The sequence below is a fragment of the Priestia sp. SRI_019 genome (assembly GCF_057586255.1).
This window is the reverse complement of the sequence record NZ_JBYCZN010000002.1, coordinates 732001-755134: the sequence shown is the minus strand read 5'-3', so window position 1 is coordinate 755134 and position 23134 is coordinate 732001. Positions and strand designations below refer to the sequence as shown.

Here is a 23134-nt window from a genome sequence, read left to right as displayed (position 1 = left end):
GTGATAACATTGCCGGTTATACAGGGCCCCTCGTCGTATAAGCTTACCGGTCACCTGCAAAAGTTTAGAGAGAACCCCCTGGGTTTTTTGGAAAACTTGACTCAGTATGGAGAAATTGCAACATTTAGAGTTGCGCACAAACGCTTTTATGTAACGAGAGACCCTCAACTTATTAAAGATGTAGTCATTACAAACAGCAAGGCGTTTCAAAAAATTAAACTAACGCACATGTTTAAAACGCTGCTAGGCGAAGAAATGTTATGGACAGATGAAGCATTATACATGAGCCCCATTCAACCCTCACAACTTAAACAACATCTAACTTATAATAAGGAAGCAATCGCAAAAATAATTGAAAAGCATACGGAAACGTGGGAAGAAGGGCAGCTTCGAACGATAGTAAAAGACATAAGACAGATAGTCGTAGCTGTACTCCTTCAACTTGTATTTGGCATTTCGATTCAGGATGAAGATAAAATTCACTACGTTCAAGCGCTTATGAGAAAAAAAGAAAAGTTAGGCAAAATTTATATTCGTCTGCCTTTGCACCAGCCTGACTTAGATGAGCAGCTAGAACAACTCCTTTTTGAACGCGTTCAAATGCGTGTTCAAAACAAAACCGAAGGAAATGATTTACTGCAGTATATATTGAATTCTTGCGGAGAAGACAGCGATGAAAGAGAAATATACGAACAGCTAAATTCTATATTCCTTTCGATGTATGAAATGATTACGCACGTATGCAGCTGGTCTATTCATTTACTGTCTCAAAATACTAGGGAGCACCTTCAGCTGCATAAAGAAATTCAAGCCTATGCTAGCGGCGAATCGCTTTCAACCAAAAATCTGACCTATATGCGCAAAATAATTGCTGAAAGCATGAGATTATATCCGCCTCTTTGGCTATTTGGGCGTCAAGCATGTGAAGACATACAAATAGATGGCTACAGTATTAAAAAAGGGGAGATTATGTTAATTAGCCCTTATATGATGCATCGCCATGAAGATTATTTTTTAGAGCCAAGTGAATTTTTACCTGACCGTTTTGAAAAAGGAGGGTCCATTGATGTCCCAAGCTATATGTATATGCCGCTTGGGATTGAGCATCAAGCGGAAAGGGGCATGGACTATATCACTGAAATAGTAACCATTTTTCTGTCAGAAATGACAAAGCGCTTTTTATTTCAGCTGACTAAGCCCGAATCTATTGCTCCGATGGCGGGCGTAATGCTGAATATGAAAGAAGAACTGAAGGTGAATGTTCACAAAGTTCACACCCAGTCTTGAATGAACGGGAATACTTTCCCTCTTTATATCAGGCTGTCAATTTATTGACACATCCTGCATTGAGATTTATCATAGGGTAATATTTGATAGAGATTACTGAAGGGTTTTTAGAGGGGACTATGGATAAAACAATTAAACAGTTGGTGTCGCTAGTTGAAACATCATTACTAACGCAAGTTACGATTCAAAGTGAAAGTGACTATGATCCAGTTGAAGTTACGAACAAAACAAAAGAGTGGGTACTTATTGGTAAAGGAAACTATGCCGGTGTGTTTACGCACGAAAATTATCCTGAATTTGTCGTAAAAGTATACGGAAGAGAAATTTATGGTGTAAAGAAAGAAGCGCAAGTGTATAGAAAGCTGGGCGTTCACCCAGCTTATTCTCAACTTTTTCATGAGGGAAAGACGTACTTGATTTTAAAAAGACTTACAGGCGTTACCTTGTATGATGCCGTCCAGCGGGGAATAAAGATTCCAGAACAAGTCATAAAAGATGTGAACGCAGCTTTGGACTATGCAAGAAGCCAAGGTTTAAACCCGTATGATGTGCATGGTAAAAATGTCATGATGAAAGATGGAAGAGGGTATGTGGTGGATATCTCTGACTTTTATAAGGAAGGTATTGATAAAAAATGGACAGACCTTGTAAAAGCTTATTACACCTTTTATCCGTTTATTGATAAGTACCATATCCGCTTGCCGTATCCGCTTTTAAACGTGATCAGAAAAGCATATCGTCTATATCGTAGAATCAAATCAAAAAGGAGTTTCCGCTAAAGGAAACTCCTTTTTAAGATGAAATACAGCGCAATACATGCTGCTGCTCAAAAGTTGGTTTTAATTTGAATAGAATGGTTTGTAGTATTTCAGATTGATAGACAAATTTTAGCGTATGTTTAAGAGAAAGAGGATGTAAGAAAGAACGTATTCTTTTTTCAGCATAACGTATCACCTGTTCTTCATAAAATAAAGTACGTGCGGAGATTTTAGCGTGAATGTCTTTTGTTAGTTCGATTGTAAACTGGATAATCATTAAATCAGTGTCTTTACAGTATTTTTCTAATAGCATAATATCACCTCCATTTTGTCAACTCATTTACATAATCTTAATATAAAATTTACAAATGTCAATAAAACACGGAAAAATAAATGGTAAGACTGTTCTTTTTATATGTTGAATAAACAAGAACGTGATAGAGGTGAGTAAAGTTGAACATTAACGTCGGATTTGCCATTTTAGCTGATATTGATAATAAGATGACGGCTGCTATTTATGTGGAAAATCAAATTGTAGCGATTATAGCTGGACCTTCAGATATTCTGTATGAAAAGTTGAAAAAAGTGTTTTTATAATAAGAGAAAAGCTGTAATTGTAAATATGATTCATAAAAAGCTTAAAAATTCTATGAAATAGTCGAAATAAAAGATGAGGATAAAATACACAAAAAGAAAGAACAGGAAGTTAAGGATAGGAGAATTACATATGGATAAAACATCTTTTATTGGACTGATTTTAGGAATAGCCTCTCTTATTGTAGGCATGTTTTTCAAAGGGGTTAATCCATCTGTGTTAGGAAATCCGGCTGCTATTTTAATTATTATTGTGGGAACCGTCGGAGCAGTAGTGATTGCATTTCCTTCAAATGAAATCAAAAGAGTCCCAAAACTGTTTGGTGTCCTGTTTAAAGAACAAAAAATGCTGCAGCCCGTTGATTTAGTATCCATGTTTTCTGAATGGGGACAAGTTGTTCGAAAAGAAGGGTTACTATCACTTGAAGCCCAAATTATTGATGTAGATGACCCTTTCTTAAAAAATGGTTTGAATTTAGCTATTGATGGTCAAAGTGCGGATTATATACGAGACGTGTTGTCTGAAGAAATTGATGCGATGGAAGAAAGACATCAAACGGGTGCAAGTATTTTTGCTTTAGCAGGTACATATGCTCCAACTCTCGGTGTACTTGGAGCTGTTATAGGGTTAATTGCTGCGCTTGGGAACATGGAAGATACAGATACGCTAGGACATGCGATCAGCGCGGCGTTTGTTGCTACGCTTCTTGGTATTTTTACTGGGTATGTACTATGGCATCCGTTTGCAAATAAACTAAAGCGTAAATCGAAACATGAAGTAAAGGTAAAGTATATGATGATCGAAGGAGTGCTTTCACTCCTAGAAGGAGAAACACCAAAAGTAATTGAGCAAAAGCTGGCTTCTTATTTGCCAACAGCGGAACGTAAAAAGCTTCTTCAAGAAAGTGAAGTGGGCATAAATGAGTAGACGCAGAAAACGAAAGCATGAAGAGGACCATGTTGACGAAAGCTGGCTGCTTCCTTACTCAGATTTGCTTACACTTTTACTTGCTTTATTCATTGTATTGTTTGCAATGAGCTCAGTGGATGCACAAAAATTCAAGAATCTTTCTCGCGCATTTAATGAAGCGTTCGTTGGAGGAACGGGCGTGATGGAATTTCAATCTCTGGAGGAATCTGAAGAAGCGGTTCAGCCTTCAAATACTCCTGCAGCTAAAAGTACGGAAAAAACAAATGAAGTGGAGACAGCTCCTAATCAGTCTCCTGCTTCTTCACAATCGTTAACGAGCGAACAAAAGGAGCAAACCATTCGAGAAGCTGATCAAGAAGAGCTTCAGCAAATTCAATCTAAAATTAATGCGTATATTCAAAAGAAAAACCTAACAAATCAATTACAGACTTCGCTAACTGATGAAGGTCTCTTAATTTCCATTCGAGATAATGTATTGTTTGATTCGGGAAGAGCGCAGGTTCGAAGTGAAGATACAAAAATCGCCAATGATATTTCAGAACTTTTGGTGATTGATCCTCCTCGTAATATCATTATTAGCGGTCATACTGATAACGTACCCATTCGCAACGCTGGTTTTGAATCCAACTGGGAATTAAGCGTGATGAGAGCAGTTAACTTTATGAAAGTTATCTTAAAAAACGATAAGCTTAATCCAAGTATGTTCAGTGCAAAAGGATTTGGAGAGTTCAAACCGGTGACATCTAACAATACAGCAGAGGGGCAAGCGAAAAATAGAAGGGTTGAAATATTGATTACTCCTCGTACAATTAAACAGCCGTAAAAGCAGTCCTGCTTTTACGGCTGTTTTTCTATGTGTTATAAAGCTAAAAGTCTTCTCTTTTCAAAGTTTCCTCGTACTAACTTGAGATCCATTCCATCTAAAATCAAGTCAATGAGAGCGCCTTTAAAGACATCCGCTGTTTTTTTCTTATCATTGGACTGCAAATATTGCACGCGATACCACTTGTCTTCAACTTGAAAGTACATAAAACGTCCGTGCGTAAAATCAATCCAAAACTTTGTAGGTTGTCCATTGAGATTTTTATAAACATATCCCCAGCTTCGGCCTTGGTGAGCGTCCTTCATTTTAGGGCGAGCTGTATTAAATACTTCGTAATATACTTTGTGCTTAATATCATAGAGCATCATATGACAGTCCTCCTATCTATAGACGTGCTAGCAGGTAAAGGTATATTTGTATACAACAAGTATACTCAGCTGAAAGGAATCGTAGACTACTTTTTTGAGACAAGCAGAAACGCAGTTAAATGAAAAAGACAGTTTAAATTAGCTCAATCATTCCGCTTTTTTTATACTGTAAGTAAATGCGTTAAATAAGGAGGAAAAAATGAGACGAGTAGGAATAGTAGGTGCTGGAATGACGGGCCTTACAGCGGCGGCTGAATTACAAAAAGACGGAATAGAGGTCTTTCTTCTTGATAAGGGTAAAAGTGTAGGAGGACGAATGGCTACCCGAAGAGTAGGAGAGGGAAAAGCAGATCACGGAGCTCAATTTTTTACAGTGAGATCCGATGAATTTCAACAAGACGTAAATAAATGGATAGCTGATAGAAAGGTTAAGAAGTGGTTTGGTGACCATCACCCTCGGTATCAAAGTCCGAATGGCATGAATGCGCTAGCTAAATATTTAGCTGAAGATCTACGCGTATACGTGAATCGAAAAGTTCAAGCCATTGATTTTCAAAACGGAAGGTATCAGCTGTATACGGAAGAAAATGAGATGTTTGAAGCGACTGATATCATTCTTACACCTCCGTCTCCTCAGGTTATTGAGGTACTTAATAATAGTAAGCTGCAAGCGGACCAATCAATTCTTAGAACACTGAAATTTAGTCCGTGCTTGGTTGCTATCGTGGAGCTTTACACAGAGATGCTGTATGGTGATCATGGTCAAATCACGAATCCTTCTGGCACAATCCAAAGAATCGTTAATCATGAGCAAAAAGGAATATCAAAGACGCCTGTTCTTAGCGTATATATGAATAAAGACTGGTCAGAAAAACATTTTGATGAACAAGAACATGAGCTGCTGCGGGCAATAAAAAATGAAATAAAAGAATGGATAGGTGCAAATCATATTAAAAGCATTCAGTTAAAGAAATGGCGCTATGCAGAGGTTGAACAAGTTCTTCATCAGCCCTTTGCTAAAATTATGCCGTCGCTACTGGTGGCAGGAGATGCTTTTTTAAGAAGGGAAGACGAGACGAATCACTCACGGTTAGAGAGCGCATATTTGTCAGGGAAATCGGCAGCCGCTGAATTAATTGGAAAGAACATCTAGAAAAAGGAGGGACCAAGAAGTGAAAAATAATTGGATAATGAAACAAACGTGGAAAGATTTACTGTTTATTCATTGGCCTGTAGATCCGGCATTTTTGGCTTCTTTATTGCCTAGTCAGTTAGAGCCTGACACCTATGATGGTCAAGGATGGATTGCACTTGTGCCTTTTACGATGACAGACATTCGATTTAAAGGAACGCCCGCAGTTCCCATCTTTTCACGACTATATGAGCTGAATGTGCGTACATATGTTACATATAAAGGGGAAAAAGGCGTTTATTTTTTTAGTTTAGACGCAAGCAATCCGCTAGGGGTATGGATTGCTCGTCAGTTTTTTCATTTGCCTTATTACCATGCTGCTATGACATTCAACAAAACTCAGAACCATATTTCTTTTCGGTCAGTTCGCACGCACAGAGACTCAAAAAAAGAGCGAGTAAAGCTTACATATAGAGGTACTTCTCCGTCCTATCGCAGTAGAAAAGGAGAATTAGCTCATTGGCTTACAGAGCGCTACTGCTTATTTACCACTCATCAAGGAAACGTCTACAGAGGAGACCTTTATCATGATCCTTGGGAACTGCAAAAAGGAGAGTGTGAAATAAGAGATGATTCTATTACTCAGCCTTTTTTGCGTCCGGCGGACAATCGCGATTTAATTGTGCACTATGCGAATCAAGTCACGGCTTATTTTTATCCTTTTAAAAAAGTATAAGTATCAAAACAAAATTAAAAAGTCTTCATACCCTTCTTCTTTAAGCTTCTCTTTTGGAATGAAGCGCAAAGCCGCGGAATTTACTTGATAGTATTCGCTGTTTTCTTCGGTTAATAGTAAACCCAAATAGTTATTTCCTTCTTTGCTTTTTAGTGCTGTTTCATGCTGCATCGGAACTTTTTTTATATTTCCGTATAAAAGAGGGCGTTTAAAAACCGGCCACCCTGTATGGGAAAGGAGTTGATCTGACGTTTTAAACAGTGCTTCTCCCGTTAGAAGATCAACGTAAATTCCTTGGTTTTTGTTATTCCAATATAAATTTGTAAAAGGAGGTTCGGTTCCGTTTTCCTGCGTAACAAAATATTGCATGGGCGTTAGGACCTTTTTTAGATAGGAGCGGTCCTTTGGCCAATGCTGTGTCAAAAAATCAGTTCGACCCGAGCCTTCTTTGTATAATTTATAGTGAAATGCGTTTTTTCGATAATAATCCTGCTGCTGCTCTTCTGCTTCGTAAAAAGAAGAAAAAGGTAAAATAGGTGTGACGATAGGGTTCTTAAAACGTCCGCTTTGGGAGAGCTTTCTTTTAGAATCGAGAGCCGCTTCTTTTTGCTTTTCGTTATGATAAAAAATAATGGCACGGTATGACGGTCCGCGGTCTGAAAACTGTCCGGCGGAATCCGTAGGGTCAATTTGCTGCCAATACAGGTTAAGAAGCTCTTCAAACGTAATGTGAGAAGGATCCCATACAATTTGTACGGCCTCTACGTACTCGTTTTCCTTTTTTACAAGAGCAGAAGCTTCAGAACTGATTTGTTCATCTCTAGCGTAGCCCGAGCGGATACTGAGGATTCCTGTAAGCTGATCAAAAGGAGCGACCATGCACCAAAAGCACCCTCCCGCAAACGTTGCATATTCTTTCATGTTACTTTCCTCTTTTCGTTGAATAAAATAAATGAAAATATATTTATATATTAAAATGTATAAACAAACAGAAAGCGCTTTATAACGAGTCTTGTAAGAAAGCACGCTCTTATGGTATTATGACCACTGGATAAAAGAAAAATGGCTTATTGTTTATGCGAGTATCCTTATTTTATGTTCTTAAAAAGATGCAGTTTATTGTTTAAGCACTCATAGAAATACATACGTTGGAGCAGTAAGAGGAACAATTAAAAAATAAGGACGTTTTGCTCTTAAACGATACCACATTCCAGAATCTACATACCAGTTTAGGAGGAGCTAGTTTGAACACAACCCGTTTACCATCTATGTGGGAAATAATGATTGTGCTTGCTTTATTTTTAGCTGTTGTTATTTCATTTGCAACTGTTTTTGATTTACCTATTCAGCTCGCTTTATTTATTTCATGGTTTATTGTTATGGCGCTAGGAGTACGACTTGGGTATACGTATAATCACCTGCAAGGGGCCATTACAAGAGGAATATCAAACGGCTTAGAAGCTATTTTAATTTTATTAGCCGTCGGTACGTTAATTGGAACATGGATTGCCGGAGGAGTTGTTCCTTCTCTTATTTACTTTGGATTAGAGTTTATTAATCCAACATTCTTTTTACTTGCTACACTTATCATTTGCTCTATTACCTCGATTTCAACAGGAACATCTTGGGGAACGGTTGGTACAGCCGGAATCGCGATGATGGGAATCGGACAAGGCCTAGGTATGCCGCTTCCTTTGGTAGCTGGAGCTGTGATTTCAGGAGCTTATTTTGGAGACAAGCTTTCTCCTCTTTCTGACAGTACCATTTTATCTGCGTCAATGGCCCGAGTGAACGTTATTGATCACGTAAAAGCAATGTTAGTGTTAGATATTCCTGCTTACCTCATTACGGCAGTATTATTTACGGTAACAGGGTTTATGTATGGCGGAAAAGATTTTGATGCTGGACGGGTAGAAGGGTTAAAATCTTCGCTGTTGGATACATTCCATATCAGCGGGTGGATGCTGATTCCGGCTTTGGCTGTCATTGTCCTTTTAGCATTAAAGAAACCTTCTCTTCCAGCAATTGCGGTTGGCTCATTATTAGGAATTATATGGGCAGTTGTCTTTCAACATATGGATGTGGCGAGCGCATTTAATACGGCTTATGAAGGATTTAAAATTAATACTGACAACACATTTTTAAGTGAGCTGTTAAATCGTGGCGGAATTTTAAGCATGGTCGGTTCTATTATTGTCATTATTTTTGGACTAGGATTTGGCGGGTTATTAGATGAGCTCGGCGTCTTAGAAGTTCTGCTATCTAAATTTGAAAAAATTCTTGTCAATTCAGGAAACGTTACGGCTTCTACTATTTTCGTTGGGTTATTAGGGAATATATTTGGGTGTGCGATGTATGTGTCATTAATTTTAACACCGAAAATTATGGAGAAAAGTTATGATAAGTTAAGAATACAGCGTCTGGTGCTTGCCCGTAACTCAGAAGTAGGAGGAACCTTAACTTCTGGAATGGTTCCGTGGACGGACAACGGTGTATTTCTAGCTACAACGCTTGGGATTTCTACATTCGCTTATCTGCCGTTTATGTGGCTCAGTTTTGTCTCTATTATTTTGGCGATTATTTACGGATATACAGGGAAATTCATTTGGTACGTAAAAGAAGAAAAACAGCGTTCTGCTATAGCAAAATAAAAGAGGCTGGGACAAAAGTGTTTTAGTTAAAGAAAAATCCGAACGATGAGTTGAGATTCCTAATGAAGAATCAACTTCGTTCGGATTTTTTTATTGGTATGATAAACGTAGGTTTCATGTATTTCGTTGCTTCTATCTGTTGATTGAATTGATTTAGTTATGTCTCGAGTTCTTTTTGATCAAATCATTTCTGGATATTCGATTTTCCAGTGAACATTTTGAAGGTAAAGCTGAACCTCCGCCTTTTTTTTCTGCTGCAGAAGTTTCAGAATATGTCGGTGATGTTCATTCATTACATGTAAAATGGCGTATAGCTCTTTATTGTCATCGCTAAAGTACGTTTGTCTGATGAATCCGTCTTGTAGAGACATAAGCTGTTCTTTTAAGGTCACATTATTGCATCGGTTCAAATAGACTCGATGAAAATACGTTTGATATTTTTGATAATCCTGATAATTTTCTAATGCAATCGAAGCATCGATTTTTTTAATAAGCTCATCCATTTTCGTAAAATCTTCTTCAGTTAAGTGATCAATCGACAGGGCAGCTGCTAGACCATCTAAAGCACCGACGATTTCAAATACTTCTAGTTTTTTTGGTGTGCCAATTTTCTTTACGGTAAACCCTCTGCGCGGTCTGTATTCCAATAGGTTGTCTGAAGCCAATTTAATAAGCGCTTCTCTTACAGGCGTTCGGCTGACATTCAGCTGAGAACAAATACTGGCTTCATTTATTTTGTCGTTAGGCAGCAGTGTACCGTCTTGAATTTGACTTGCTATGTAGTTATATACATGATCTTTTAATGAATGATAAATCATAGGCCCCTTGTTCATTGTTTCCCCCTAAAATAAATATCGCATCAGCCGTTCTTTCTCTTCATGTCATGGTGATGAAAGAGTATAAAAATAGCAAGAAAGAACGTACAGGTGTAAAAATAATCATATCATATCACTTCATTTAATCTTAGTTAGAATATAAAAAATAGAATTGTTGAAATATTTTTTACTATTCATTGTTGTAAAAAATCTGAAAAATGATATAATCGTAAAAAGATTTAAGAAGTGTATATTGTATACAATATACAAAATTCGTACATATCGAAGAAACAGAGCCTACTCCTGCAGAGAAAAGACTGTAGAGAATATGTAAAAAAACCAAGTTTTTGGATGGGTTTACTATAAAAGGAGGTACATAATGGGTGAGAATACAACATCTATGAATCAGTTACAAAGAAAAATGAAAAGCCGTCATTTATTTATGATTTCCCTTGGCGGTGTGATCGGTACGGGGCTGTTTCTTAATTCAGGCTACACAATTAATGCAGCAGGTCCTGGGGGAACACTTCTTGCTTATTTAATCGGTGGATTAATTATGTATTTAGTCATGATATGTCTAGGTGAACTAAGCGTAGCAATGCCTGTGTCTGGATCATTTCAAGTATACGCTACAAAGTTTATCGGGCCGGGAACTGGTTTTGCGGTTGGCTGGCTCTACTGGCTGACTTGGGTGGTATCTGTCGGTTCGGAGTTTACAGCGTCTGGATTGCTTATGCAAAGATGGTTTCCTGACGTTTCGGTTTGGATATGGAGCGCGCTGTTTGCCCTTTTATTATTTGGTTTAAATGCAACATCTGTACGTTTTTTCGGCGAAACAGAATTTTGGTTTTCAAGTATTAAAGTATTAACGATTATTGTATTTATTATTTTGGGCGCAGCAGCTATGTTTGGATTCATTCCTCTTAGCGGTCATGAAAAAGCGCCGATGCTTTCTCATTTTACAGGAGAGGGCGGTTTATTTCCAAATGGACTTATGCCTGTATTAATTACAATGGTTTCCGTTAGCTTTGCTTTTTCGGGAACAGAATTAATTGGTATTACGGCAGGAGAAACAGAGGATCCGGAAAAGAACATACCTCGCGCAATTAAAAATATCATTTGGCGTACGTTCTTCTTCTTTATTGGCGCTATGTTTGTACTATCTGGGTTGATTTCATGGAAACAAGCAGGAGTGTTAGAAAGTCCTTTTGTGACGGTATTCGATCAAATAGGCATTCCTTACGCAGCAGATATTATGAACTTGGTTATTTTAACAGCTTTATTATCAAACGCTAATGCAGGATTATACGCATGTTCGAGAATGCTATGGTCATTATCTGATCAAAAAATGGTCAGCACTTGGTTAGGAAAAGTAACGTCTAAAGGAGTTCCATTTAATTCGTTGCTTATCAGCATGGGAGTGGCATGTCTGTCCTTGCTGTCAAGTGTAGTTGCACCAACAACTGTTTATTTAGTATTAGTTTCTATTTCTGGATTTGCGGTTGTAGCTGTATGGATGGCTATTGCGGCTTCTCACTTTATGTTCAGAAGACGTTATATTAAAGAAGGGAATGATGTATCGAAGCTTGTTTACAAAGCTCCTTTATATCCTATTGTACCTATTTTAGCGTTTGTTTTATGCTTTGCTGCTTGTGTCGGACTGGCTTTTGATGAGAGTCAGCGTATCGCATTATACTGCGGTATCCCATTTGTCCTTTTTTGTTATCTGTTTTATTATTTGAAAAATAAAAAAGGAAATAGAAAAAACGAAAGTCAGCCTATAGCAAAATAAAAGGCAGAAGACCTAGGTCTTCTGCCTTTTTTTGCATACAAAAACACCCTATCCATCCGTACTGGTTAAGTGTCCCGCAACAAGCGAAATTGAATTGGATAGGGTGCGTATCTATATAGTAGAGAAAGAGGAGCCATTTGTCAAACTTATTTAGCCGCGACTTATTTAAAAATAGAAGTAAGCAAGGTTTTCACTGTTTTTTCATTTTCACTATGTATAGTAAGGAATGTAAAGAAAAGATATTCGCAGCAGCACGTCGTACAGATCCGTAGAACGCGAAAGAAAGGAGGAGGTCAAATGGCTAAGCGGGATGCGTATTTTGATAACGTAAAGTTTATCTTAATTGTATTAGTAGTGTTTGGCCATTTGTTAACTCCCTTCATCAATGATGGACAGTGGCTACGAACGCTCTACATATTTATTTACACCTTTCATATGCCAGCGTTTATTTTAATAAGCGGCTATTTTGCAAAGGGATACCGAAAAAAGGGATACATGTGGAAGATGACGAAGAAAGTATTACTTCCTTATATTATTTTTCAACTTATCTATGCGGTATACGACTATAAACTGTATGATGAATCCACATTCGAAGTTTCAGTGTTTCAGCCAGCTTGGTCGCTATGGTTTTTGTTGAGTTTATTTTGTTGGAACGCCATGTTGTTCATTTTTACAAAAATCAAATATCCTTTAGCCGTTGCGGCAGTTTTAGGAATTATGATTGGCTTATGTGAACCGCTGGAAACAACGTTGAGCCTTTCTAGAACCTTTGTGTTCTTTCCCTTCTTCTTAGCAGGATTTTATATGAAAAAAGAACATTTTAAAAAGTTGACGTCTGTTTCTTGTAAAAAAGTAGCTGGAGGCACTTTGCTGATTATTGCTCTATGGATCCAGTATATAGCACCGGACTTTGAGAAAGAGTGGTTATTTGGTTCAAAATCTTATGCCTCTTTAGGTGTAAATCAATTAGAGGGAATGACCATTCGTACGCTATTTTATAGCATCAGCTTAGCAATGACGATTTCCTTTCTAGCTTTGGTCCCTACACAAACGATGTCCTTTACATCTCGAGGTGCTCAAACCTTTTATGTATATGTGCTACATGGGTTTCTGATTAAATATATCCGCCTATCTTCTTTTGGAGACTGGATAGAAAGTGTACAAGGATACAGTATTCTTCTAATTGGAGCTTGTGGAGTGGCGTGGTTGTTGTCGAGTAAATACGTATCTACTATTGCAAGACCTTTAATTGAGCTTAAACCGTTACCAAGGCGCAAAAGTTTAAGTTTAGGTAAGTAATGAGAAATGGAAAAGGAGTTTAACGATGTCTAAAAACAAAATAATTATGATTATTGCAGCCGTTGTGGTTATTGCTGCAGTAGCTATCGGTGCCGTAGCAATGAATAAATCAAAGGTGGTTGCTACCGTTGGTGATGAAAAAATCACAAAAGATCAGCTGTACAATGCTCTTCTTGCTCAAGGAGGATCAAGTGTCCTTGATTCACTGATTGAACAAAAAGTCATTTCAAAAGAAGCAGCTAAACAAAATGTTAAAGTAACCGATAAAGAAATTAATGCTGAATTAGAAAACCTTAAAAGTCAGTACGGGGGAGAAGATGCATTAAATCAAGCATTAGCATCTAGCGGTGTAAAATTGTCAGAGCTGAAAAAAGATTTAAAGACGAATATTGAGGCGAAAAAAATGGTCGAGTCGACTATTAATATTAAAGATAGTGAAATGAAATCGTACTTTGATCAAAATAAAGATTCACTAGCTACAGAAGCACAGGTGAAAGCTAGCCACATCTTAGTAGCAGACGAAAAGACAGCGAAAGAAGTAAAGGCTAAGCTTGATAAAGGAGAAGATTTTGCGAAGCTAGCAAAAGAATATTCAACAGATACAGCTTCTAAATCAGATGGCGGAAACCTTGGATACTTCAAAAAAGGTGATATGGTCGAAGCTTTTGCCAACAAAGCATTTTCAATGAAGGTAAATGAAGTAAGTGATCCTGTTAAAACAGAATACGGTTATCACATTATTAAAGTAACAGGCAAAAAAGAAGCGCAAAAAGCAACATATGAAAATAGCAAAGCAAAAATCAAGCAAACGCTGCTTGATCAAAAATACCAAACAGAGTATCCAACGTGGTTACAAAAGCTAAAGAAAAAGTATGATATTACAAACAAACTTGATTCATAAATAATACCTTAACGAAATGAGGGGATGGATATGAAACAAACAGCGTCTTATAGTAAGTTAGAAAAAATCGTCGAGCAATTGAAGCACAGAGGTGTACGAGCTGAAATATGCCGGCGTGTTGTAAAGGTCACAGAAACTGTTAATGGATCAAATCCTTCATATTCAAATCAAATCGTTAGGCATTCATAAAGAGTACAAAAAACTAAACTGCTGGACAGCAGTTTGCGCCCGTGCTGAGTATAGCTAAGAGAATTTAAAATGAAAAGAGATCAGTAGAGGCAGCTTGTTTCTGCTGATTCTTTTTGTATAATAAAGTAAACAAAAGGATGCAGCGACATGTATCAAAGGAAGGAGTTACACGGAATGAATGTACTGCTAGCAGAAGATGATTTGCAGCTAGGTGAATTAGTTAGTTATATGCTAAAGAAAAAAGGAGGTTATAACGTCGAATGGGTGACGGAAGGGAATGATGCATATGATTATGCATCTGAAGCGCATTATGACGTGCTAATTCTTGACTGGATGATGCCCAATGGAGACGGAATCGATGTATGTAAACGTTTAAGAAAAGAAGGATACGCCGGCGCTATTCTTATGTTAACAGCAAAAGATGCGGTTCAAGATCGTATACAAGGCTTAGATGCGGGAGCGGATGATTACGTTATTAAGCCATTTGAAATTGACGAGCTGCTTGCAAGGCTTCGTGCTTTGTCTCGTCGTAATTATGCACCAATTTTAGAAGAAGAAGTAGAGATTGCCAGCATGATATTAAAAAGAGCAAGTCAAACTGTACAGTTTGACGAAGAGTTTATTCAATTAAGTCCACGTGAATTTCAACTCCTAGATTTTTTAGTGAAAAACAAAGGACAAGTTCTTTCTCGAGATATTATTTTAGACCGGGTATGGGGATATGAATCAGATGTTTCCATTAAAACGATTGATGCGACGGTTAAACTTTTGCGGAAAAAACTAGAGAAATTTAACAAACAGGATCTTATTCAAAGCATTCGCGGAGTAGGCTACAAAATTGAAAGCTAAACTCCTTACAAGAGCTAAACAGAAAGTAAAACAAAAAGTAAAGCAAGATTTATTCAGCCAGACGCAAAATCGTTTAACATTCCGATATAGCGCATTACTAATGCTGTTTCTGCTATTATTCGTGTTTATTGTTTATGCATTGGTATATGTGGTTGTATCCAACAGTCAGCAGCAAAACTTAAATAGCATGCTAAAGCAAGAGTCCCGAATTGTCCAAAGCATCTTAATTAAACAAGCGATAAACAGCTCGAATCAACAGTCAAAAGAAGAGTACAAAAACATTGTCGTAGCCGGTGAAGATCAGTTTTTTTATTATGTCATCAGTCCTGAAGGGGACCTTATTATGGGAAACGAAGCGAGCGAGCGGCTTCGCTCTAACTTATTAGATTTAATTGATGGGTGGATCCCTATCGAAAATGAAGTGAGGAAAGAACGAATAAAAGCCCCGCGTCCTAGTTTCGAACACATTGAAGGAGTAAAAGGGCAAAACGGGGAAGGCAAAATAGATATTGATTTGATGATGGCGGGTGAACCTATTTTTTATAAAGGTCAATTTTTAGGGATGCTTTATATTGGAAAAGACGTTTCATTTCTTTATCAGCTGTTAAAGTGGCTCCTTATTATTATGTTAAGCCTTACCGTACTGTTTGTAGGAGTAGCCATTTATATCAGCCGCTTAATGTCAAAACGGGCTATGGTTCCAATTGAAACAGCTTTCCAAAAGCAAAAAGAGTTTGTGGCGGATGCATCTCATGAGTTAAGAACGCCGCTTAGCGTTATGCTTTCTTCTATCAATGCTTTAGAAATGCAGGAGGAAGTAACAGAAGATCCTTTTTCTAAAAAATTAATCAATAATATGAAAGCTGAAGTGAAGCGCATGACGAGTCTCGTCAGTGATTTGCTTACGCTTGCACGCTCAGACTCTAATAAAGTAGAAAAAGCAATGATGCCCTTTGATATTACAGATGCGGTGCAAAAGGTAATGGAATCCGTGGAAACCCTAGCGATTTCTAAACATATTGATTTGCAGCTGGATACGCCGGAAAAATTAGTAGTAACAGGAGATCAAGAGCGTCTAACTCAGCTGATTTACATTTTGTTAGATAATGCGATTAAATATACGACTCCTCATGGAAATGTAAACATTCAAGTAGTTCAGCATGGGAGTGAATGTATATTAAAAGTACGTGATACAGGGGTTGGGATTCATCCCGACGAAAAGGATCGAATCTTTGACCGCTTTTATCGTGCTGACAAATCGCGATCTCGTCAAATGGGAGGTCATGGGCTTGGCCTAGCAATTGCTAAATGGATCGTAGAAACACATAAAGGGAAAATTGACGTAGAAAGTGAACAAGAAAAAGGAAGTACATTTACAGTAAGCTTGCCAATGTCACAAAAAGTGAAAAAGAGTTAAAAGAGGCTGTGACAAAATTAGTTGAAGGAAGATCCGAACAAGTTTGATTCTTCATGGGGAATCAAACTCGTTCGGATTTTTTTATGGTTAGGGTGAACGTAGGTTTTAGGTATGTAGTTGCTTCTAGCTGTTGATTGGTAGGCAAGGCGAAGACTCCTGCGGGAAAAGCGAAATAGGAGGGGAGAGCGGGCAGAAACGAAAGGCTTGCACGGGAATCAACAGCAGTGTCACAAGCGATCTATACTTGTCCCTTTATCCAATTTGTTCGTCCATTCATTTATTTATGTCTCAATCTCTTTTTAGTTAGTGAAAGTGACCAAATAAAAAAGAAAAGGTTAGACAAAAAGGCGAGTGTAAAAATCAGATAATTCAGTTATATTTACTAGCGTAATAACCAGTCTATGTGTCAGGTTTCTTTACAAGGATAAAGACTTTTTGAAGGAAACAATGCATGATAGAACAATAGCAGACTGCTTCGTTTAATAAGAAGACGGAGTAGTTAAATAAAGGGGAGTTTGATAACATGTACGATTTAATTATTAGGGATGGTTCGGTCGTATTAGAAGACGAAATAGTAAAAGCGGATATAGGGATTAAAAAAGGAAAGATTGCAGAAATAGCGCAAGGTGTTAGCACACCAGCAAAAAAATGCGTAGATGCTAAAGGCAAATATGTTCTGCCTGGAATGATTGATATTCACGTGCATTTTGATGAACCGAGCCGAGACCATTGGGAAGGGTTTGACTACGGTTCAGCATCTATGGCTGCGGGAGGCTGCACTACATATTTTGATATGCCTTTAAACGGCGTTCCTCCTACCGTAACAGAAGCAGCGCTGTGGGAAAAGAAAAAACTGGCTGATCAAAAGTCAGTAGTAGATTATGGTCTATGGGGAGGGTTGGTTCCTGGTAATAAAGAAGAATTAGGCAAAATGGCTCATTCGGGTGTAATAGGTTTTAAAGCATTTATGTCAGAAGCCGGTTCTGAATTTGATTTCTCAGATGACCTCACATTATACGAAGGAATGAAAGAGATTGCAAAACTAAATAAAGTGCTTGCCCTGCATGCTGAAAGAAATGACTTAATACAAAAGCTTGAACAGGCGAAACAGAAGCAAAAGCAAACTGCTATTAAAGATTATTTAGAAACACGACCGGTTGTAGCAGAAGTAAACGCAGTAAAGCAAGCGCTTGAGTACGGTGAAGAAACGGGATGTCCGCTTCACTTTGTACACATTAGCAGCTCTGAAGCAGTGCAGCTTATTACGGAAGCAAAGAAGAATGGAATGAACGTTACGCTGGAAACGTGTCCGCATTATTTACTTTTTACAGAGGAAGACTTTGAAGAAATTGGCGTAACCGCTAAGTGTGCACCTCCTCTTCGCAGCAGAAGTCAAAAAGAAAAATTATGGGCTTGTATTCAATCGGAGGAAATAGATATGATTTCTTCTGATCATTCTCCTTGCCCGATTGAGTTAAAAACCGCTCATCAGAATGATTTATTTAAAGTGTGGGGTGGAATATCAGGCGGTCAGTACTCTTTGCAAGCAATGATTAGCGAGGGAGCCATCGCTAGAGGGATTTCTCTTTCTTGCATTTCAAAGCTTGTATCAACCAATCCAGCTAAACGATTCGGTTTATACCCTAAAAAAGGAAGCATCTTGCTCGGATCTGATGCGGATTTGGTTATCGTTGATCTGGATCAAACTGAAAAAGTGACAAAAGAAGGAATGGTTTTCAAACATAAGCACAGTATATATGAAGGAACGGTATTTAATAGCGTCATTTTAACTACCATTAATAGAGGAACGATTGTATACAATAAAGAAGAAGGTGTGTTTCCTCTTCACAAAGGACAAATGGTAAACGGTGAATACGTAAAATTGTAGGTACAGTGAAAAAAGAGGTAAAAAATAAACCTTTTATCTCTTTTTTTACATAAAAAAATGAGGATGACTTATATTAAAGGTAATACATAGAAGAAAAATGAGTATCTACTATAACAAAAGAGATATTTTTAAAGAGGGTTTTATTATTTTGAAAAAGTATATTTTTGGTTGAGGAAAGTATAATGAAAAAATAATAAAGCCTCTTTTTTAATATAAAGAAAAAATTCCTAAAAAGAAAAATATTATCTGGTTGTATGAAAAGTAGATAATCAGATGCTTTATAATTAAGGGTTTTGTATAAAAAAATTTTCAAAAAGATATTTTAAGAAAAGAAATCTTGATTTAAAGCTTTTTATAGGTGCAATTTTATAATAGAAAACCGTATATTATGCACTCATTGTAAAATTCTGATATTGACAGAATCATTTTATAAGAATAAAATTTTCTTGTTTCTATTTTTTATATCATCATAATTTTTTGACAGTTTTGTCTATGGTGGTTTACGGTTGAAAGAGAGGTTAAGGAATATGTCGGTAGAGAGAGAAAAAGTGTATGAAACAGTTCCTCAAAAAGGATTCTTCGGACATCCTAAAGGTTTATTTACCTTGTTCTTTACAGAATTCTGGGAGCGTTTTTCATACTATGGAATGCGTGCGCTACTTGTATTGTACATGTACGATACAATTGCAAACGGTGGATTAGGAATGGAACAAGGAACCGCTTTAGCGATCTTTTCTATTTATGGTTCTCTTGTTTATATGTCTGGAATTATTGGCGGTTGGATTGCAGACCGCATTTTAGGTACGTCTAATACGGTGTTTTACGGCGGTATATTTATTATGCTGGGACATCTAGTGCTTGCGTTGCCAGCAGGTGTAACAGCGCTGTTTATTTCAATGTTCTTGATTATCATCGGAACAGGTTTATTAAAACCAAACGTTTCGAGCGTTGTGGGCGATATGTATAGCCCGACTGATAACCGTCGAGATGCTGGATTTAGTATCTTCTATATGGGTGTAAATGCAGGTGCATTTATCGCACCTCTAGTTGTTTCAACAGTAGGGGAAAAATACAATTACCACTTAGGTTTTGGAATCGCAGCAGTAGGAATGCTTTTAGGTCTAATTGTATTTATGGCTACACGAGGCAAAAACCTAGGTCGTGCAGGCAGACAAGTTCCAAACCCTTTAAAACCAGAAGAACGCAAAAAAGTTTTTGGTACCATTGCACTCGTTGTAGTTGTACTGGCAATCTTTATTGTACTGACTTCTTTAGCGGGTATTTTAACTGTTGAAGGTGTTATTTTATTTGTAAGTATTTTAGCGATAGTTATTCCTATTATTTACTTTGTTGTTATGTATAAGAGCCCTAAGACAACAGCTGATGAGCGTTCACGCGTATTAGCGTACATTCCTCTTTTTATCTCTGGAGTAATGTTCTGGGCGATTCAAGAGCAGGGGTCAACAATTTTAGCAACGTATGCAAAAGATCATACGCAGCTAACGTATGGTGGTTTTAAAATTCCAGTTGGTTGGTTCCAATCTTTAAATCCGCTATTCATTATTATATTTGCGCCAGTTTTTGCAGCGATTTGGGTAAAATTAGGAAACAGACAGCCTTCTACACCAAAGAAGTTTTCATTAGGACTTTTATTTGCAGGGCTTTCTTTCCTTGTCATGGTTATCCCGGCTAGCATTCATGGAAATGAAACGTTAGCGAGCCCGCTATGGCTAGTGCTAAGCTTCTTCTTAGTTGTAGTTGGAGAGCTTTGTTTATCACCAGTAGGGCTATCAACGACAACAAAACTAGCACCTGCAGCGTTTTCTGCTCAGACAATGAGTTTATGGTTCCTAACAAGCGCAGCGGCGCAGGCAATCAATGCTCAGCTTGTTCAATATTATGAAAACATTTCGCAAGTTGTTTATTTTGCTGCATTGGGCGGAGTGTCGGTCATTTTAGGTGTAATTGTACTAATGATTTCGCCAAAAATTCAGCGTTTAATGAAAGGTGTTCAATAAAAAAAACCGTCCTCAAGGGCGGTTTTTTTATGATTTATTTGAAAAAATATTCATGAAGGAGGCGTATGTCTGATCGTCTTCACCTTCGTAAAATGCAAGATTTAAAAGTCTGTTTAGTTCGTTTGTTGATTTTTCAGTTTCTGCAATAATTTGATGCATATGAGCAATCTTAGACATGGATCCGTTGCCATGCGCATTTTTGATTTGATTTAATGTTAAATGAAGTGATAAGACCTCTCGGCGAAGAGCTTGTCTTAATTCAGAGGAAGCCGGAATAAAAAAGCGTTTATAAAAATAACTCGCTTCTTCAAACACCAATTCTCCATTTTCTAGCTCTTTAGCCGCAATTTCTTTAATTTCTTGATCGTCTAATCGACTGGACGCCTCTTCGATAAGAAATCCAAAAATAATAGCTGTATCTGGTTTTAGCATGCAATAACCTCCATTATTATAAAAAAGAACTATGTAGTTTATATGTATAGAGAGAAGAGAAAGAATATTCATAGTAATTTACTAATCAGCATAGACAAAAAAATAAAAATTATTCTTTTAAAGGTAAACTGAAATTATTTTTAAAAAAATTTTTTATAATTAAACATTTTTTCCATATTAAAGAACTGTTTTAACTCTCAAAAAGAAATACCCATTGTAAATAAGGTTCTTAATACCTATATAAAAAGAAAATTAACAAAAGATATTAAATTCGGAAATTTCCACCTCTTTATAACTAAAAAATTGCTCTACTAAAATAGTTGACAGCAGAAATAGATAGGCATAAAATATACTATTGTCAAATGAATTAGCATGCTATTCATAAAAAGTTAACGGACATTTGAATAATATGTAATATCCATATAAGATGTTAATTACTTAAATCTAACCAACTTGTATGCTTGTCATACAAGTCTACAGAAAGGAAGATAGTCGTATGCGCAACGTATTTTTTGCAGATAATGAAACAATCGAAACGACTTTACGCGGGAAAGAAATTTTAGGAGCTCCAATGTTAAACAAAGGGGTAGCTTTTACAAAAGAAGAGCGCAAAACGTTAGGATTAGAAGGTTTACTTCCTCCAATGACTTTAACTTTAGATGAGCAAGCAAAACGTGCATATGAGCAATTTTTAGCTCAGCCAGATAACCTTGGTAAGAATGTATATTTAAACGATTTACAAAACCGTAATGCTGTATTATTTTATCGTTTATTGCAAGATCACTTAAAAGAAATGCTTCCTGTTGTTTATACACCAACAGTTGGACAAGCAATCCAAGAGTACAGCCACGAATATCGCCGTCCGGGTGGCGTATACTTATCAATCGATAATGTAGAGGGCATTGAAGAAGCTCTTAAAAATATCGATGCAAATAGTGAAGACATTGATTTAATGGTTATTACAGATTCAGAAAGTATTTTAGGAATTGGCGACTGGGGCGTTGGCGGTATTAATATTGCTATCGGTAAATTAGCGGTATATACAGCTGCAGCAGGAATCGATCCAAGCAGAGTGCTTCCAGTTGTTCTTGATGTAGGAACAAACAACGAAAAATTATTAAATGATCCTTTATATATCGGAAACCGTCATGAACGTATCCGCGGTGAACGCTATGATCATTTCGTAGATCAATTCATTTCAAAATCTCTTGAAATATTCCCTAATGCACTGTTACACTGGGAAGATTTCGGTAATGTAAATGCTCGCAACATTATTAACAAGTACGGAAAAGAAATTTTAACGTTTAATGATGATATCCAAGGAACAGGTGCTGTAACGCTTGCCGCTATTTTCTCAGCAGTTCAAGTGTCTAAAATGCCACTTCGTGACCACCGAGTTTTAATCTTTGGACCGGGTACAGCAGGTATCGGTATTGCCGATCAAGTTCGTGACGCAATGGTATTAGATGGTATTACAGAAGAAGAAGCATATAAAAACTTCTGGGCAGTTGATTTCCGAGGCCTTTTAACAGATGACATGGATGACTTATTAGGTTTCCAAACGCCTTATGCACGAAAAGCAGAAGAAGTGAAGGACTGGAACCGTGAAGAAGACAAAATTTCTCTTTTAGAAGTTGTCAGACAAGTTAAGCCAACAATCTTAATTGGTACGTCTGGTGTAGCAGGCGCATTCTCAGAAGAAATCGTAAAAGAAATGGCGAAGCATGTAGAACGCCCAGCTATTTTACCAATGTCAAATCCAACTCCGCTTGCGGAAGCTACTCCTGAAAACCTATTAAATTGGACAGAAGGAAAAGCGCTTGTAGCGACTGGAAGTCCGTTTGAACCAGTTAACTACGATGGTGTGGAATATGAAATTGGTCAATCTAATAATGCTTTTGTTTTCCCTGGTCTTGGTCTTGGATCAATCGTGGTAAAAGCAGAAGTTATTACAGACAGCATGTTTGCAGCATGTGCACACGCTGTAGCTCAAATGGTAGACAGCAGCAAGACGGGTGCTTCATTACTACCACGCGTAGAAGAATTACGTGAAGTATCATATAACGTTGCTTTAGCGGTTGCTAACGCAGCAATTAAAGATGGCGTTGCAAAAGAAGTTCCAACAGATGTTAAAGCGGCAGTAAAAGCAGCAATGTGGGAACCAACATACAAAGAAATTAAAGCTTTAGAAACAGTAAATGCTTAATTTTTAGATAGAAAAAGCACAGCTTCTGAAAAAAGAAGATGTGCTTTT

General features: G+C 37.3%; 22 protein-coding genes. 17 read left to right on the top strand and 5 right to left on the bottom strand.

Features of this window, described 5'->3' with window-relative positions; genetic code table 11:
- Both AC2YJL_RS14160 and AC2YJL_RS14155 read left to right on the top strand, forming a co-directional pair.
- Entirely contained in the window at positions 1-1287 is a 1287-nt protein-coding gene (locus tag AC2YJL_RS14160; RefSeq protein ID WP_195697062.1) for a cytochrome P450, read from the top strand.
- Positions 1288-1406: 119 nt separating this feature from the next.
- Positions 1407-2066: a serine/threonine-protein kinase gene (locus AC2YJL_RS14155; protein ID WP_025752067.1), complete on the top strand. Its 660-nt coding sequence runs from the start codon at positions 1407-1409 to the stop codon at positions 2064-2066.
- Between the two features lie 13 nt (positions 2067-2079).
- Here AC2YJL_RS14155 and AC2YJL_RS14150 read toward each other — a convergent pair whose 3' ends face one another.
- A complete protein-coding gene (locus AC2YJL_RS14150; RefSeq protein WP_014460422.1) occupies positions 2080-2358 on the bottom strand; it encodes a hypothetical protein in 279 nt (92 codons plus the stop codon).
- A gap of 140 nt (positions 2359-2498) precedes the next feature.
- On the opposite strand from AC2YJL_RS14150, the gene AC2YJL_RS14145 reads away from it, so the two are divergent.
- From AC2YJL_RS14145 to AC2YJL_RS14135, 3 genes are all read left to right on the top strand, one after another.
- The gene (locus AC2YJL_RS14145) at positions 2499-2642 is read left to right on the top strand and encodes a hypothetical protein (RefSeq protein ID WP_014460421.1); all 144 of its coding nucleotides are present in this window, start codon (positions 2499-2501) and stop codon (positions 2640-2642) included.
- Between the two features lie 130 nt (positions 2643-2772).
- Positions 2773-3567, top strand: coding sequence for a flagellar motor stator protein MotA (motA, locus tag AC2YJL_RS14140; RefSeq protein ID WP_013056745.1), 795 nt, complete (start codon positions 2773-2775; stop codon positions 3565-3567).
- Complete coding sequence (locus AC2YJL_RS14135) at positions 3560-4393, top strand: flagellar motor protein MotB (protein WP_028408764.1); 834 nt, start codon at positions 3560-3562, stop codon at positions 4391-4393. The genes motA and AC2YJL_RS14135 overlap by 8 nt, the downstream gene beginning before the upstream one ends.
- Positions 4394-4428: 35 nt before the next feature.
- On the opposite strand, the gene AC2YJL_RS14130 is transcribed toward AC2YJL_RS14135, so the two are convergent.
- Positions 4429-4761 (bottom strand): hypothetical protein, encoded by a 333-nt coding sequence (locus AC2YJL_RS14130; RefSeq protein WP_013056747.1) that lies wholly within the window; start codon positions 4759-4761, stop codon positions 4429-4431.
- Positions 4762-4960: 199 nt separating this feature from the next.
- Between AC2YJL_RS14130 and AC2YJL_RS14125 the strand changes: the two genes are divergently transcribed.
- The gene (locus tag AC2YJL_RS14125) at positions 4961-5914 is read left to right on the top strand and encodes an NAD(P)/FAD-dependent oxidoreductase (protein ID WP_251567958.1); all 954 of its coding nucleotides are present in this window, start codon (positions 4961-4963) and stop codon (positions 5912-5914) included.
- Positions 5915-5933: 19 nt separating this feature from the next.
- Positions 5934-6629: a YqjF family protein gene (locus tag AC2YJL_RS14120; protein ID WP_251567961.1), complete on the top strand. Its 696-nt coding sequence runs from the start codon at positions 5934-5936 to the stop codon at positions 6627-6629.
- A gap of 3 nt (positions 6630-6632) precedes the next feature.
- Here AC2YJL_RS14120 and msrA read toward each other — a convergent pair whose 3' ends face one another.
- Positions 6633-7550 (bottom strand): peptide-methionine (S)-S-oxide reductase MsrA, encoded by a 918-nt coding sequence (gene msrA / locus AC2YJL_RS14115; RefSeq protein WP_251567964.1) that lies wholly within the window; start codon positions 7548-7550, stop codon positions 6633-6635.
- 323 nt (positions 7551-7873) lie between these two features.
- Here msrA and nhaC point away from each other — a divergent pair, with 323 nt between their 5' ends.
- On the top strand, positions 7874-9280 hold the full coding sequence (nhaC, locus tag AC2YJL_RS14110; RefSeq protein ID WP_230932486.1) for a Na+/H+ antiporter NhaC: 1407 nt from the start codon (positions 7874-7876) through the stop codon (positions 9278-9280).
- Between the two features lie 179 nt (positions 9281-9459).
- Here the strand turns inward: nhaC and AC2YJL_RS14105 are convergent, their stop codons facing one another.
- The gene (locus tag AC2YJL_RS14105; RefSeq protein WP_230932487.1) at positions 9460-10113 is read right to left on the bottom strand and encodes a GntR family transcriptional regulator; all 654 of its coding nucleotides are present in this window, start codon (positions 10111-10113) and stop codon (positions 9460-9462) included.
- A gap of 361 nt (positions 10114-10474) precedes the next feature.
- On the opposite strand from AC2YJL_RS14105, the gene AC2YJL_RS14100 reads away from it, so the two are divergent.
- From AC2YJL_RS14100 to AC2YJL_RS14065, 8 genes are all read left to right on the top strand, one after another.
- The gene (locus tag AC2YJL_RS14100; protein WP_025752074.1) at positions 10475-11887 is read left to right on the top strand and encodes an amino acid permease; all 1413 of its coding nucleotides are present in this window, start codon (positions 10475-10477) and stop codon (positions 11885-11887) included.
- A gap of 297 nt (positions 11888-12184) precedes the next feature.
- The gene (locus AC2YJL_RS14095; protein WP_230932488.1) at positions 12185-13186 is read left to right on the top strand and encodes an acyltransferase family protein; all 1002 of its coding nucleotides are present in this window, start codon (positions 12185-12187) and stop codon (positions 13184-13186) included.
- Between the two features lie 25 nt (positions 13187-13211).
- Positions 13212-14087 (top strand): peptidylprolyl isomerase, encoded by an 876-nt coding sequence (locus AC2YJL_RS14090; protein ID WP_230932489.1) that lies wholly within the window; start codon positions 13212-13214, stop codon positions 14085-14087.
- Between the two features lie 30 nt (positions 14088-14117).
- Entirely contained in the window at positions 14118-14276 is a 159-nt protein-coding gene (locus AC2YJL_RS14085) for a hypothetical protein (RefSeq protein ID WP_014460408.1), read from the top strand.
- A 174-nt stretch (positions 14277-14450) separates the two neighbouring features.
- A complete protein-coding gene (locus tag AC2YJL_RS14080; protein WP_013056756.1) occupies positions 14451-15125 on the top strand; it encodes a response regulator transcription factor in 675 nt (224 codons plus the stop codon).
- On the top strand, positions 15115-16542 hold the full coding sequence (locus AC2YJL_RS14075; RefSeq protein WP_195694299.1) for a sensor histidine kinase: 1428 nt from the start codon (positions 15115-15117) through the stop codon (positions 16540-16542). The genes AC2YJL_RS14080 and AC2YJL_RS14075 overlap by 11 nt, the downstream gene beginning before the upstream one ends.
- A 523-nt stretch (positions 16543-17065) precedes the next feature.
- On the top strand, positions 17066-18430 hold the full coding sequence (locus AC2YJL_RS14070; protein ID WP_230932490.1) for an allantoinase: 1365 nt from the start codon (positions 17066-17068) through the stop codon (positions 18428-18430).
- A gap of 527 nt (positions 18431-18957) precedes the next feature.
- Complete coding sequence (locus AC2YJL_RS14065) at positions 18958-20448, top strand: peptide MFS transporter (protein ID WP_028408754.1); 1491 nt, start codon at positions 18958-18960, stop codon at positions 20446-20448.
- Between the two features lie 27 nt (positions 20449-20475).
- Here the strand turns inward: AC2YJL_RS14065 and AC2YJL_RS14060 are convergent, their stop codons facing one another.
- Complete coding sequence (locus tag AC2YJL_RS14060; RefSeq protein WP_028408753.1) at positions 20476-20880, bottom strand: hypothetical protein; 405 nt, start codon at positions 20878-20880, stop codon at positions 20476-20478.
- Positions 20881-21376: 496 nt separating this feature from the next.
- Between AC2YJL_RS14060 and AC2YJL_RS14055 the strand changes: the two genes are divergently transcribed.
- Positions 21377-23086 carry an NAD-dependent malic enzyme gene (locus AC2YJL_RS14055; protein WP_230932491.1) on the top strand — a complete coding sequence of 570 codons (1710 nt, stop codon included), beginning with the start codon at positions 21377-21379 and terminating at the stop codon, positions 23084-23086.
- Positions 23087-23134: the final 48 nt, after the last annotated feature.